Annotated in this window: 13 protein-coding genes; 5 read left to right on the forward strand and 8 right to left on the reverse strand. The window is 59.3% G+C overall.

What is annotated here, in order from left to right; all coding sequences use genetic code 11:
* Positions 1–141 precede the first annotated feature (141 nt).
* Complete coding sequence (pdxY, locus tag EYD00_RS10495) at positions 142–1,017, forward strand: pyridoxal kinase PdxY (protein ID WP_004443475.1); 876 nt, start codon at positions 142–144, stop codon at positions 1,015–1,017.
* Positions 1,018–1,191: 174 nt separating this feature from the next.
* Entirely contained in the window at positions 1,192–1,833 is a 642-nt protein-coding gene (locus EYD00_RS10500; RefSeq protein ID WP_004443476.1) for a carbonic anhydrase, read from the forward strand.
* Positions 1,834–2,010: 177 nt separating this feature from the next.
* On the opposite strand, the gene EYD00_RS10505 is transcribed toward EYD00_RS10500, so the two are convergent.
* Together EYD00_RS10505 and EYD00_RS10510 are read right to left on the reverse strand one after the other, a co-directional pair.
* Complete coding sequence (locus EYD00_RS10505) at positions 2,011–2,826, reverse strand: lytic murein transglycosylase (RefSeq protein ID WP_004443477.1); 816 nt, start codon at positions 2,824–2,826, stop codon at positions 2,011–2,013.
* A gap of 221 nt (positions 2,827–3,047) precedes the next feature.
* Positions 3,048–4,082, reverse strand: coding sequence for an aspartate-semialdehyde dehydrogenase (locus EYD00_RS10510; protein WP_003522626.1), 1,035 nt, complete (start codon positions 4,080–4,082; stop codon positions 3,048–3,050).
* Between the two features lie 511 nt (positions 4,083–4,593).
* On the opposite strand from EYD00_RS10510, the gene EYD00_RS10520 reads away from it, so the two are divergent.
* The 3 genes from EYD00_RS10520 to EYD00_RS10530 all read left to right on the forward strand — a co-directional run bounded on the left by EYD00_RS10520 (position 4,594) and on the right by EYD00_RS10530 (position 9,710).
* On the forward strand, positions 4,594–6,477 hold the full coding sequence (locus EYD00_RS10520; RefSeq protein ID WP_004443480.1) for an MFS transporter: 1,884 nt from the start codon (positions 4,594–4,596) through the stop codon (positions 6,475–6,477).
* Between the two features lie 192 nt (positions 6,478–6,669).
* On the forward strand, positions 6,670–8,244 hold the full coding sequence (locus EYD00_RS10525; protein ID WP_034498683.1) for a Re/Si-specific NAD(P)(+) transhydrogenase subunit alpha: 1,575 nt from the start codon (positions 6,670–6,672) through the stop codon (positions 8,242–8,244).
* Positions 8,245–8,264: 20 nt separating this feature from the next.
* Entirely contained in the window at positions 8,265–9,710 is a 1,446-nt protein-coding gene (locus tag EYD00_RS10530; protein WP_004443482.1) for an NAD(P)(+) transhydrogenase (Re/Si-specific) subunit beta, read from the forward strand.
* A gap of 144 nt (positions 9,711–9,854) precedes the next feature.
* Here the strand turns inward: EYD00_RS10530 and rutF are convergent, their stop codons facing one another.
* The 6 genes from rutF to rutA are packed head-to-tail and all read right to left on the reverse strand — an operon-like array spanning position 9,855 to position 14,060.
* Positions 9,855–10,379 (reverse strand): NADH-dependent FMN reductase RutF, encoded by a 525-nt coding sequence (gene rutF / locus EYD00_RS10535; RefSeq protein WP_004443483.1) that lies wholly within the window; start codon positions 10,377–10,379, stop codon positions 9,855–9,857.
* A gap of 26 nt (positions 10,380–10,405) precedes the next feature.
* Complete coding sequence (locus tag EYD00_RS10540) at positions 10,406–10,996, reverse strand: malonic semialdehyde reductase (RefSeq protein ID WP_004443484.1); 591 nt, start codon at positions 10,994–10,996, stop codon at positions 10,406–10,408.
* Between the two features lie 17 nt (positions 10,997–11,013).
* Positions 11,014–11,805: a pyrimidine utilization protein D gene (rutD, locus tag EYD00_RS10545; protein WP_034498679.1), complete on the reverse strand. Its 792-nt coding sequence runs from the start codon at positions 11,803–11,805 to the stop codon at positions 11,014–11,016.
* A gap of 13 nt (positions 11,806–11,818) precedes the next feature.
* Positions 11,819–12,205 carry a pyrimidine utilization protein C gene (gene rutC / locus EYD00_RS10550; RefSeq protein WP_004443491.1) on the reverse strand — a complete coding sequence of 129 codons (387 nt, stop codon included), beginning with the start codon at positions 12,203–12,205 and terminating at the stop codon, positions 11,819–11,821.
* 26 nt (positions 12,206–12,231) lie between these two features.
* Positions 12,232–12,972 (reverse strand): pyrimidine utilization protein B, encoded by a 741-nt coding sequence (rutB, locus tag EYD00_RS10555; RefSeq protein WP_034498676.1) that lies wholly within the window; start codon positions 12,970–12,972, stop codon positions 12,232–12,234.
* The gene (gene rutA, locus EYD00_RS10560; RefSeq protein ID WP_004443493.1) at positions 12,969–14,060 is read right to left on the reverse strand and encodes a pyrimidine utilization protein A; all 1,092 of its coding nucleotides are present in this window, start codon (positions 14,058–14,060) and stop codon (positions 12,969–12,971) included. Before rutA ends, rutB begins: the two co-directional genes overlap by 4 nt.
* Positions 14,061–14,106 lie beyond the last annotated feature (46 nt).

Below are 14,106 nucleotides of genomic sequence, written 5' to 3' on the forward strand. Positions count from 1 at the left end.
CGCCATGCTTTTGCGGGACAGACCCTTGCGGGATTAACGGTGGAAACTGGTCTTGCGATATGTCATGAGAGCGCATCTTGATCTTTGGGCGGGGGCAGCATTGGTGGGCTTTCTGCCGCGTTTGAACGCAAGAAGGCCGTGATGCAGGACAATACCCAAGGCGCCGTCATCGTCATTTCCAGCCATGTCATGCGGGGCTCCGTGGGCAACCGCGCGGCAGTCTTCGCGCTGGAGACACTCGGTTTTCCGGTTTGGGCAGTGCCCACCATCGTCATGCCCTGGCATCCCGGCCACGGACCATCCACCCGCATGCGCTTTCAGGACGAAGACTTCGACAAGGCGATGACCGACCTCGAAAACGCCAAATGGATCGGCGAGGTCAAGGCGGTTCTGACCGGTTATTTCGGCAGCGCCGCGCAGGTGCGTGCCGTCGCAAGGCTGATCCGAAATCTCAAGGAAAAGAACCCGGCGCTGATTTACGCCTGCGATCCTGTCATGGGTGATCTGGGCGGACTTTATATTCCCCTTGAGACCGCCGAAGCCATCCGCGATCACCTCATTCCGCTTGCCACGGTCGCCACGCCCAACCGATATGAACTCGCCTGGATGAGCGGCGCCGCGCTTGAGACCAACAGCGCCATCATGGATGCAGCGCTTTCCCTCGGCCCGCCAAAAATGCTGGTCACCTCGGCGGTGCCGATGATGACGGGCGGCACCGGCAACCTTTACCTCAGCGGCCGCCACGCGCTGCTCGCCGAACATCGCGCCATTGAAAATGCGCCTAACGGCCTCGGCGACCTGATGTCGGCGCTGTTTCTTGCCCGCCTGCTGGAAGGTCTGGATGACGAAAAGGCGCTGCAGCTCGCAACCGCCAGCGTGTTCGAAATTCTGGCCCGCACAAAAAAACGCGACATGAACGAACTGACGCTGGAGACGGATTCTTCAAGCCTCTCCACACCCATGGCCATGGTGCAGATGCGTCATCTCTTGCATCCTTCGCGCAGCAAGCGCAAATAGCGGCTAGAGCATTTCCGTGAAACGTGGCCCTCGGTCTTCGTCCGGAAATGCGACAAGCAAGGAGTTGGAGCGGTTTCACGGCTCGAAGAAAACCGAAAATGCTCCAAAGGATTGGTCTTCAACGCACCGAGTTCTTCCCTCGATCTCGGTCCAACCACAACGGTACTGCGATAGATGAAAGATTTTCCGGAAAACCTTCTCAACGGCTATAAGAACTTCATGAGCGGTCGTTATGCCGACGAGCGCGAAAGATACCGCGTTCTGGCCGATACCGGACAGAAACCGCAGACCCTGTTCATTGCCTGTTGTGACTCCCGCTCCGCGCCGGAAACCATTTTCGACTGCGGCCCGGGAGAGCTTTTTGTCGTCCGCAATGTTGCCAACATGGTGCCGCCCTTCGAGCCGGACGGGCAATATCACGCCACCTCGGCGGCCATCGAATATGCGGTTCAGGTGCTGAAGGTGAAGGATATCGTCGTCATGGGCCACGGTCGCTGCGGCGGCATTCAGGCGGCGCTCGATCCCAATCTGGAGCCGCTGTCGCCCGGTGATTTCATTGGCAAATGGATGAACATGGTCAAGTCGGCCGCCTCGCAAATCCAGAGCAACGACGTCATGACCGCCTCTGAGCGGCAGACGGCGCTGGAACGCGTTTCCATCCGCAACTCCATCGCCAATCTGCGCGGCTTCCCCTTCGTCAAGGCACAGGAAACCGCCGGCAAGGTGAAGCTGCACGGCGCGTGGTTCGATATTTCGACCGGCGAATTGTGGGTGATGGACGGTAAGACCGGCGACTTCCGCCGCCCGGATCTGTGATTGGCAGGTAATAGCTACCGGCCAAACTCAACGCTCGTCACCCCGGACTAGATCCGGGGTCCAGCGCGATCAAGTCCTTGAGCGCCAAATACTCTTTCACGGCGCGGACGCGCCGTGACTGGATGCCGGATCAAGTCCGGCATAACGGAAGTGGGAATTCGCGCGTGGAAAGCGGCCTTATTGGCCGTCAATCGCCTTGCCGATGAAGGCGATCGCCTGCTGGTAGACACTTGCGGCGTTCCAGCCCTGAATTGCCGCGTAATTCGCCTGCCCCTGCTGGTAGCCTGCACCGCGCTGCCAGCCATGGCCGACGAGGAAGTTTGCGGTGGACGCCAGCGCGTCGGCGCGCGAACCGACGAGATCAATCCGACCGTCGCGGTCGAAATCCACGCCGTAGCGCACGACGTTCAGCGGCAGGAACTGCGTCTGGCCGATTTCACCATGGGCGGCACCCTTGGCGTTGACATTCAGCGAGCCGCTGCCGACGAGTTTCAGAGCCGCATAAAGCTGCTCGGTGAAATAGTCCGAACGGCGGCAGTCAAAAGCAAGCGTTGAAACGGCGGAAAGCGTGTGCTGGTTGCCCATGAAACCGCCAAAGCCTGTTTCCATGCCCCAGATGGCGAGCAGCGGACCAGCCGGCACGCCATAGGCACGCTCGATGGAGGCGAACAGTGCGGCGTTGTTCTTCTTCATGGTCTTGCCGCGCGAAATGATCGTCTGACCGCCGCGCTTCTGCATGAACTGCTCGAAGGACAGCTTGAAGCTGTGCTGACCGCGATCGGCGCGGATCGTCGCCTGGTTGTAGGAGACGCCGGAGAAAGCCCGGTCGAGCACCGAGGCGCTGACGCCGCGACCCGCCGCTTCCTGCTTGAAGGCGCTGACCCAGGCATCGAAGCCCGCCGAAGTGTTGCCGCATTGCGCGGCCATAACCGGCGTCGCTGCCAGAACCGAGACCATGGCCACACCAGCCAGAATTACCTTCATTGCCCGCATCAAAATCTGCCTTCGATATCCTTTGGGGAGTTTTTCCCGAGAACCAAACCGTCAATACTGTATGATTCAGGTGCCAAAACTGTCTTTTGGCGGCCTAAATTGCCTTTCGGCAGCAAGGCCTGCAAATAAACTGGCCGTGATCTCGCCAATTATAAAACCCGCCTGCCCCACACAGAACAGACGGGTTATACTTAACGAACCTTAAAAATTCGTATCTCGGATCAGGCGGCCGCCTTGCGCGGCTTGATGAAGCCACGATTGATCAGCAGTTCGGCGATCTGGACGGCGTTAAGGGCAGCACCCTTGCGCAGGTTGTCAGAAACAACCCACAGGTTGAGACCGTTTTCGACCGTCGCATCTTCGCGGATACGCGAGATGTAGGTCGCGTCTTCGCCAGCGGATTCAACCGGCGTGATGTAACCGCCGTTTTCGCGCTTGTCGATCACGAGGCAACCCGGTGCTTCGCGCAGGATGTCACGGGCCTGATCGGCAGTGATCTCGTTTTCGAACTCGATATTGACCGATTCCGAATGGCCGATGAAGACAGGGACGCGCACGGCCGTGCAGGTCACCTTGATCTTCGGATCAAGCATCTTCTTGGTTTCGGCCAGAACCTTCCATTCTTCCTTAGTGTAGCCGTCTTCCATGAAGACGTCGATGTGCGGGATAACATTGAAGGCAATGCGCTTGGTGAACTTCTTGGCTTCGACCGGGTCGGCCACGAAAACGGCGCGGGTCTGCTGGAAAAGCTCGTCCATGCCTTCCTTGCCGGCACCGGACACCGACTGATAGGTGGAGACGACGACGCGCTTGATCTTGGCGAAGTCATGCAGCGGCTTCAGCGCGACAACAAGCTGCGCCGTGGAGCAATTGGGGTTGGCGATGATGTTCTTCTTGGTGAAGCCTGCAACAGCATCGGCATTGACTTCCGGAACGATCAGCGGAACGTCCTGATCGTAGCGCCATGCGGATGAGTTATCGATGACGACGCAGCCCTGCTGGCCGATCTTCGGCGACCACTTCTTGGAAACATCGCCGCCTGCAGACATCAGGCAGATATCCGTGTCGGAAAAATCGTAGTTCTCGAGGTTCGAGACCTTCAGCGTGCGGTCGCCATAGGAGACTTCCGTGCCCTGCGAACGGGCGGAAGCGAGCGGCACGACTTCATCGGCGGGAAAACCGCGTTCGGCCAGGATATTGAGCATTTCGCGACCGACGTTACCGGTGGCGCCTGCAATTGCAACTTTGAAACCCATGATCAAGCTCTCTTTCTGTCTCTCCTCTTTTTGGTGAGGTGGGAACCCGCATCATCAGATCGCGGCTTCCTCGATCCCCAGCCAAACCGGGGAGAGAGCGGTGGCCAGAGACGTCAGACGGTTTTAATCGTCGTTTTGGCCGTAATTCGGATAGAATAAGAAAGGCGCGGATCATCGCCGGCGGATTGTGCCGGTCCTTCCATGACGAACATGTCTGCAACATGCATGCGCAAGGTGATGCTCCTTCTTCGCGAGAAGCTATTAGAAGGTTTCTCGGTTCTGTCAAGGAAAAAGGCGCGTCATGCAGCCACTCGGACCAAAGCACAAATCGCCGCAGCGACATATTCGGGACGTTTAACATTAGACTAAAGTCATAATCCGAAAGCATCGCTCTTATTGGGGTTAATTTTCTGTCACTCTCATGATCCGCGCATTGCAGCCGCAAGGTGAGTCCAGAGGAGAGAGTTGGACTCCGCAATGCGTCGATTGGGACATCTGTGGAGGACAGACAATGGCAAATGTTGCAGCCGTAAGCGGCGCCGCCCGTCCGATGACGGGTGAAGAGAAGAAGGTGATTTTCGCCTCTTCTCTCGGAACAGTCTTCGAATGGTACGATTTCTATCTCTATGGCTCGCTGGCGATTTACATCGGCGCGAACTTCTTCAGCCAGTATCCGGAAACGACGCGTAACATCTTCGCTTTGCTGGCCTTTGCCGCTGGCTTCCTCGTCCGCCCCTTCGGCGCGCTGGTCTTTGGCCGCCTCGGTGATATCGTCGGCCGCAAATATACCTTCCTCATCACCATCCTCATCATGGGTGTGTCCACCTTCCTCGTCGGCGTGCTGCCCAGCGCATCGCAGATCGGCATCGCCGCTCCGATCATCCTGATCGTCCTGCGCATGCTGCAGGGTCTTGCACTCGGCGGTGAATATGGCGGAGCTGCAACTTACGTGGCCGAACACGCACCGAACGGCCGCAGGGGCTATTACACCTCCTGGATCCAGACGACGGCAACGCTCGGCCTGTTCCTGTCGCTGGTGGTTATCCTCGGTGTGCAGTTCGCGCTCGGCAAGGAAGCTTTCGCTGCCTGGGGCTGGCGCATTCCCTTCCTCGTTTCCGTTCTGCTGCTTGGCGTATCCGTCTGGATCCGTCTGAAGATGAACGAATCCCCCGCCTTCAAGAAGATGAAGGAAGAGGGCAAGACGTCGAAGGCGCCGCTCAGCGAAGCCTTCGGCCAGTGGAAGAACGCCAAGATCGCGCTCATCGCGCTTGTCGGTGCCGTCATCGGCCAGGCCGTTGTCTGGTACACGGGCCAGTTCTACGCCCTTTTCTTCCTGCAGAGCATTCTGAAGGTCGACGGACAGTCGGCAAACATCATGGTGGCGGCAGCGCTCATTCTTGGCACCAGCTTCTTCGTTATCTTCGGCTGGCTTTCAGACAAGATCGGCCGCAAGCCGATCATCATGGCCGGCCTCATCCTTGCCATGCTGACCTACTTCCCGCTGTTCAAGGCACTGACCTGGGCAGGCAACCCGGCACTTGCACAGGCACAGGCGAGCGTTCGCGCCACCGTGACCGCAGCCCCGGGCGACTGCAAGTTCCAGTTCAACCCGACGGGCACGGCGAAGTTCACCACGTCCTGCGATATCGCCACCTCGTTCCTGACACGCAACTCGGTGCCTTATGACGTGGTTGCGGGCGCAGCCGGCCAGCCGGCCACCGTGAAGATCGGCGACGCCACCATTACCAGCTACGACGCCGTCGCCGCCGGCGCGGATGCGGCAGCCAAGGACAAGGCGTTCCAGAAGCAGGTCAACACGGCGCTCCACGATGGCGGTTACCCGCTGGTGCGCGGCGCGGCACAGGTGCCGGACGCGAAACTGGACGCCTTCATTGCCGCAAACCCGGAACTGAACCTCAATGCAGACGCCGTTCGCGCTGCCGACAAGAAGATGGTTGCGACCGACAAGCTGGTGGCTGACAAGCTGCTGACCCCGGCCGAAACCGGTGGTGCAGCCGAAATGGCCGTTTACACCGTGGCCGGCGGCGGCGCCTTCTCCATGGTGGCCGATCCGGCTGCCGTGAACTGGGTTGTCATCATCGCGGTTCTCACCGTCCTCGTGATCTACGTGACGATGGTCTATGGCCCGATCGCAGCTTTGCTGGTCGAACTGTTCCCGACCCGCATCCGCTACTCCGGCATGTCGCTGCCATACCACATCGGCAACGGCTGGTTCGGCGGCCTTCTGCCCGCCACCGCCTTCGCCATGAGCGCGGCCAAGGGGGACATCTATTATGGCCTCTGGTATCCGATCATCTTTGCAGGCATCACGCTGGTCATCGGCATGCTGTTCCTGCCGGAAACCAAGGATCGTGATATCCACGCCATGGATTGAGTGGCAGTCGATGAAACGCAGCAATCACCCGGCGCTTCGGCGCCGGGTTTTTTGTTGCCGCCGTACCGCCATCGCCGAAAATGGGCTTTTCCAGCCTGTCAATCCGCCGCAGGTAGAAAAACAGCAAGAACAAGACAAAAACACTCGAAATGGGCTATGACGGCTTATCAGGACGGGAATGGGAGAGCAGTTTTGAGAATCGGGACACCTAAGGAATTATATGAGGGCGAAGCCCGCGTTGGCATGACGCCGGATAGCGCGCAGGCTTTGCAGAAACTGGGATATGATTGCGTCATCGAAGCCGGCGCCGGCAAGGCGGCCGGTTTTTCTGACGACGCCTATCGCGCCGCAGGCGTGACCGTGGTCGACAGCGCTGAGGCGCTTTACACCGGCTCCGACATCATCGCCAAGGTTCGTCCGCCTGAAACCTCGGAGATTGATCGCCTGTCTTCTGACAAGACGCTGATCTCGTTTTTCTATCCCGCCCAGAACAAGGACCTTCTGGAGCAGGCGAAGGAAAAGGGCGCTAACGTCATCGCCATGGACATGGTGCCGCGCATTTCGCGCGCCCAGAAAATGGATGCGCTCTCCTCCATGGCCAATATCGCCGGCTATCGCGCGGTGATCGAGGCGGGCAATAATTTCGGCCGGTTCTTCACCGGGCAGGTCACAGCCGCCGGCAAGGTGCCGCCCGCCAAGGTGCTGGTCATCGGTGCCGGCGTTGCCGGTCTTGCCGCCATCGGCACGGCCACATCGCTCGGCGCGATCACCTATGCCTTCGACGTTCGCCCTGAAGTGGCCGAGCAGATCGAATCCATGGGCGCGGAATTCGTCTATCTCGATTTTGCCGACCGGCAGCAGGATGGCGCAGCGACCGGCGGTTATGCCGCCCCCTCCTCGCCGGAGTTCCGCGAGAAGCAGCTGGAGAAATTCCGCGAACTTGCACCGCAGATCGACATCGTCATCACCACGGCGCTGATCCCGGGCCGCGACGCGCCGAAGCTGTGGCTTGCCGACATGGTGGCGATGATGAAGCCGGGTTCGGTCATCATCGACCTCGCCGCCGAGCGCGGCGGTAATTGCGATCTGACGGTTCCCGACCAGCGCGTCGTGTCCGACAACGGCGTCATCGTCATCGGCTACACCGATTTCCCAAGCCGCATGGCGACGCAGGCCTCGACCCTCTACGCTACCAACATCCGTCACATGATGACCGATCTGACGCCTGCCAAGGATGGCAAGGTCGTTCATAACATGGAAGATGACGTCATTCGCGGCGCGACGGTAACCTATGGGGGCGAAATCACATATCCTCCGCCGCCACCCAAAATTCAGGCCATTGCCGCGCAGAAACCGAAGGAAAAAGCAAAAGAGCTGACGCCGGAGGAGAAACACGCCAGGGAAAAGGCCGAGTTCAAGGCACAGACCAAGAACCAGGTCGGGCTTCTGGTCGCCGGCACGGCCGTCTTGCTGCTCGTTGGCCTCTACGCGCCGGCAAGCTTCATGAGCCACTTCATCGTCTTCGTGCTTGCCTGCTTCGTCGGCTTCCAGGTGATCTGGAATGTCAGTCACTCGCTGCACACGCCGCTGATGGCCGTGACCAACGCGATTTCCGGCATCGTCATCATCGGCGCGCTGCTGCAGATCGGCTCCGGCAACTGGCTGGTGGTGATCCTTGCCTCGCTTTCCGTCCTGATCGCGACGATCAACATTGTCGGCGGTTTCCTCGTGACACGGCGCATGCTCGCCATGTTCCAGAAGTCCTGAGCGTGCGGGGATTTAAATAAATGACCATTGGTATTGTTTCCGCGGCCTATGTTGCCGCAGCCGTTCTTTTCATCCTTTCGCTAGGCGGTCTTTCCGGACAGGAAAGCGCCAAACGTGCCGTCTGGTACGGCATAACAGGCATGGGCCTCGCCATCATCGCCACCGTCTTCGGCCCTGAAATCAGCAAGGGCGTCGGGCAATGGCTCGTCGTGCTCCTGATGCTGGCGGGCGGCTCCGTCCTCGGTTACTTCGTCGCAAGCCGTGTACAGATGACCGAGATGCCGCAGCTTGTGGCGGCGCTTCACTCCTTCGTTGGCCTTGCCGCTGTCTTTATCGGCTTCAACGCCCATATCGAGGAAGCGCATGTCGCCTCGCTCGATGAAACCGCGCGTTCCTTGCTGACGGGCTTTTCCGCCATCCTCGCCCACAAGACGCCGGTGGAACTGGCGATCATGAAGGTCGAGGTCTTCCTCGGCGTCTTCATCGGCGCGGTGACCTTCACCGGCTCTGTCGTTGCCTTCGGCAAGCTTGCCGGCAAGGTGGATGGCAAGGCGAAGAAGCTGCCGGGCGGGCATCTGCTGAACGCCGGTGCTGCGATCCTGTCGCTGGTGTTGCTCATCATGTATTGCAACGGCGCAGGCGCATGGACGCTCGTCCTGATGACACTTGCCGCCTTCTTCATCGGTTACCACCTGATCATGGGCATTGGCGGCGCCGACATGCCTGTCGTCGTCTCGATGTTGAACAGCTATTCCGGCTGGGCGGCAGCAGCCATCGGCTTCACGCTCGGCAACGATCTGCTGATCGTCACGGGCGCGCTGGTCGGCTCCTCGGGTGCGATTCTCTCCTACATCATGTGCAAGGCGATGAACCGCTCCTTCATCTCGGTCATCCTCGGCGGCTTCGGCAGCACGACGGGCCCGGCGATGGAAATCGAGGGCGAACAGGTCGCGATCGACGCCGAAGGCGTGGCCGCAGCGCTGAACGATGCCGACAGCGTCATCATCGTCCCCGGTTACGGCATGGCGGTGGCGCAGGCGCAATCGGCCGTATCGGAACTGACCCGCAAGCTGCGCGCCGACGGCAAGACCGTGCGCTTCGCCATCCATCCGGTGGCTGGCCGTCTTCCGGGCCACATGAACGTGCTGCTCGCCGAAGCGAAGGTGCCTTACGACATCGTGCTCGAAATGGACGAGATCAACGACGATTTCCCAAGCACCGACGTCGTCATCGTCATCGGCTCCAACGACATCGTCAACCCGGCAGCGCAGGACGACCCCAACTCGCCCATCGCGGGCATGCCGGTTCTGGAAGTGTGGAAGTCGAAACTCGTCATCGTCTCCAAGCGCGGCCAGGGCACGGGCTATTCCGGCATCGAGAACCCGCTGTTCTACAAGGACAATACGCGGATGTTCTATGGCGATGCGAAAAAGTCGATCAACGATCTTCTGCCGTTGATCAAGTAAATGAAAAAGGGCGTTTCCGGGAGACCGGGAGCGCCCTTCGAATTTCTGAGAAACGACGATACGTTTCGTCCGGGGTGACGGTGTGCGGATGCTATGGCCTCGCCAAACAGAATTGTCCCGCGGGATGTTGTCGATAGACCGCCTTCAAAGCACCCGGTAACGCCGGTTGAAATACATCAGCGCCTCATCACCCGCATTGATCTTCATATCCACAACCTCGCAGATGAGAATATCGTGCGTGCCGCCGTCATGGGCCTCGCGGATGCGGCAATCGAAAGAGACGAGCGCATCTTCGAGAACCGGCGCACCGGTTTCGAGCACGCCCCAGTTGCCCGCAGCGAAACGTTCCTCGGCAGGCGTCTTGCCGCCGAAGAGCGTGCTCAGCACCTCATGATGGGCGGCGAGCGTGTTGACGCAGACCACACCATTGGCCTTCACCACCCTGTAAGCGGAAGAATTGCGGTTGAGGCAGATGAGAAGCGTGGGCGGATTGTCGGAAACGCTGCAAACCGCCGTCGCGGCGAAGCCTGCCCGGCCTGCGGCGCCATCCGTCGTGACGATATTGACCGCCGCACCGAGCCGCGCCATGGCGTTTCTATAATCGAGGCTGCGTTGCTCTGCAGTCTTCGTCTCCATTGCCGCTTCCTTTTCAAGAGACATCATCTGCATCTAACTCATCCTTCCTTAACAGGCCATCAAGCCAGCACACAGGCGTCGTCAAAGCCAAGGCGCGGCAGGCGGCCAAAGAGCTTTGACGGATCGCCATGACCGAGATTGATCAGGAAATTGGATTTCCACGTCGTGCCGGCAAAAAACGCCGCATCCACCTTGCCCTTGTTGAAACCGGACATGGCGCCGGTATCCAGCCCCAGCGCGCGGGCGGCAAGGATCAGATATCCGGCCTGAAGCGTGGCGTTGCGAAAGGCAGTTTCTTCGGCCACGGCAGGGCTGGAGGTAAACCACGAACGCGCATCGGCGTGCGGAAACAGTTCCGGCAGTTTCTCGTAAAATTCGCTGTCGATGGCAGCGATGACCGTGACCGGCGCGGCCATGGTCTTTTCGAGATTGCCCGAGGAGAGTGCCGGCCGAAGCTTTTCCCTGGCTTCCGGGCTGCGCACAAAGACGAAACGTGCCGGCGAGCAATTGGCCGAAGTCGGTCCCATCTTCGTCAGGTCGTAAAGCGCGTGCAGCGTCTCGTCACTGATCGGCTTGTCCGTCCAGCCATTGTGGGTGCGTGCTTCGGTGAAAAGCGTTGCGAGTGCTGCATCATCCAGTGCTTTCGTCATCGTGCTCTAAAATCCTGTCAGAATGTTTGGTCAACCGGCAGCAGAAACCGCAAAAGCCGGGCGTTGAAAAGGTCGGGTTCGGTGATATTGACCGCGTGAGCCCCGAAATCGAGAAGGCAAAGCTCGCTTTGCGGCAAACCGTCGGCAAGACGCAACGAGCGGGTATAGGGCACCAGAATATCGTCCTTCGTCGCCACCACCAGCACCGGATTGCCTATCTCGCCAAGCCGTGCGTCCACATCGAAGGCCCGCAGCGCCGTAATGCGGCGAAGCACATTCTCCTTGCCCTGAAAATGCGCCACGCCATGGGCATCGTCCCGTGCCAGCCGCTCCTGATTTTCAGACATCCACGCCGCCGGATAAAGGAACAGCGGCTGCGCTTTGACAAAAGCCTCGACACCCGACTTTTCCAGAAGCTCGATCCGCACATCAAAGCAGCGCCCGGAATGCGGATCGGCCTTGCTCCACGCGTTGATAAGCACCAGCCGGTCGATAAGGCCGGGCCGCCGCAGCGCGATATCAAGGCCGATCAGGCCACCGAGGGCATGTCCCATGAAGTGGAATTTTTGGAGGTTCAGGGCCGAAACGATCTCCAGCACATCATCCGCCATGGCGGAAATGCCGCCATCGAGCGGCACCTCGCCACCGGTCCTGCCTGTTCCGCGATGGTCATAGGTGACGACCCGGAAATGGCCGGAAAGAGCCTCGATCTGCGGCGTCCAGTAAGCACCCGATCCGCCCAGTCCCGAGGACAACAGAATAGTGGGGGCCTCAGGCTCGGTGCGACCATGAACCTCGAAATGCATCATCTGCCTTTTCGCCCTATTTGCCGATATGGGCGACGGTGGCGATTTCCACCAGCGCATCGGGCTTGACGAGGCCGCACTGGATGCAATAACGCGCCGGCTTGTCGCCGGGGAAATATTCCGCATAGACTGTGTTGACGGCCTGATAATTCGCCCAGTCGGTGATGAAGATGTGGTTCATCGTCACGTCTTCCATCGTGCCGCCGGCGGTCTCGATGACCGACTTGATGGTTTCGAGAACATGGCGGGTCTGCGCGCTGGCATCGCCCACATGCACGACATTGTTGTCCTTGTCGAAGGGCAGCGTGCCGGACACGTAAACCACGCCATCGGCGAGGGTTCCCGGCGAAAAGGGAGCGATGGGTTTGCTGGTGCCAACAGGTACGATGATCTTTTTCGGCATTTCGTTCTCCTCTTTGTGTTTCTCAATCAATCGGTGACAGGTGCTGCCTGCGAGATGACGCCGCAGAAATCATTGACGGTGGCGACCCAGCCGAAAAACTTCTCGACATTGTAGACCGTCGCCTGCTGGATAAAGTACGGCCCGAGATGATGCGTGGCATCCTCCAGCATCACCCCGAAATATTCGAGGTGGAAAGCATCGCGCAGCGAGCTTTCCACGCAGACATTGGTGGCGATGCCGACAAAGACCAGATTGCGGATGCCGCGGGCGCGCAGCACGCTATCCATATTGGTGTTGAAGAAACCGCTGTAACGCGTTTTCGGTACTAGAATATCGCCGGGCTGCGGTTGCAGCTCGTCGACAATGGCGTAGTCCCATGTGCCCTTGGCCAGCAGCTGGCCCTGCAGTTCCGGCCTTTTGCGCATGGTCTTCAGCGCATTGGACTTGTGCCAGTTGGGCGAACCCGGCCCGCCCGCCTCGACATAGTCCTTGTCCCAGCCATTCTGGAAATAGATGACCTGGACACCGGCGGCCCGCGCCGCATCCAGCGTCTTCTTAATGTTGGCGATGGTGCCCTTTGCGCCTGAGATGTCGAAACCGGCCAGATCGACGTAACCGCCCTCGGTGGAATAGGCGTTCTGCATGTCGACCACGACAACGGCGGTCTCGCTGGGTTTCAGGGTAATCGGCTCCGGCCTTGCGGGAAGCGTCACGCTTTCCGAACGGCTCTCCGGGCCCTTGTAACCTGCCACGACGGCTTCGCTCATTCCGCTGCCTCCAGTGCCGCTTGAACATGCGCGCGGCTCTTCATCAGCGGCTGCACGTATTTGCCGAATTTTTCGACCCCTTCGAGGAAATCATCGAAGGTCAGCATCACGCCGCCCGTTCCCGGCACCTCGCTCATTTCATCCAGCATGGCCGCCACTTCCTCATAGGAGCCGATCAGGGTTCCCATGTTGATATTGACCGCAGAGACGGGGTTGGACATATGCCGGACATTGGTGTCGGAGCCGGATTTGGTGTCAACGGCGCTCTGCAGGCCGAGCCACTTGATCGCGTCCTGATCCGCACCAGCCTTGTAATGCTCCCACTTCGCCCAGGCATCCTCGGATTTTTCCTCGGCTAGCACCATGGTCAGCACCACGGACTTAACCTCGCGGCCGCTCTTTTCCGTTGCCGCCAGAAGCCGCTCATTGGTGGGCGCAAAGGCCTTGGGTGTGTTGACACCAACGCCAAAGCAGAAGCTGTAATCGGCGAACTTGGCCGAAAACGCCATGCCGGAATTGGACGAACCGGCGCAGATGAGCTTCACATCACCCTGCGGCACCGGCTTCATGCGGCAATCGTCCATCTGGAAGAACTTGCCCTTGTAGTCCGACTGACCTTCCGTCAGCAGCTCTTTCAGCACAGTCGTATATTCACCGAGATATTCGTAGCGATCACCGAAATAATCATCGCCCGGCCAAAGACCCATCTGGCTATATTCCGGCCGCTGCCAGCCGGTAATGAGGTTGATGCCGAAACGGCCACCGGAAATGGAATCGATCGTGGTCGCCATACGCGCGACGATGGCCGGCGGCATGACCAGCGTCGCGGCGGTGCCGAACAGCTTGATCTTGGAGGTGACGGCGGCCAGCCCCGCCATCAGCGTAAAGGATTCCAGATTGTAATCCCAGAATTCGGTCTTGCCGCCAAAGCCGCGCAACTTGATCATCGACAGCGCAAAGTCAAAACCATACTGCTCCGCTTTCAGCGTGATCGCCTTGTTCAGATCAAAGCTCGGTTTGTATTGCGGCGCGTTTTCGGAAAGAAGCCACCCATTGTTCCCGATCGGGATAAAAACACCAACTTCCATTTTGCTGTTCCCTTTTTTGCGTCAGGTGTCTCCTGACTTGAGAAAA

The organism is Agrobacterium sp. 33MFTa1.1, assembly GCF_004328495.1.
In the GTDB taxonomy this organism is placed as follows: Bacteria; Pseudomonadota; Alphaproteobacteria; order Rhizobiales; family Rhizobiaceae; genus Agrobacterium; species Agrobacterium pusense.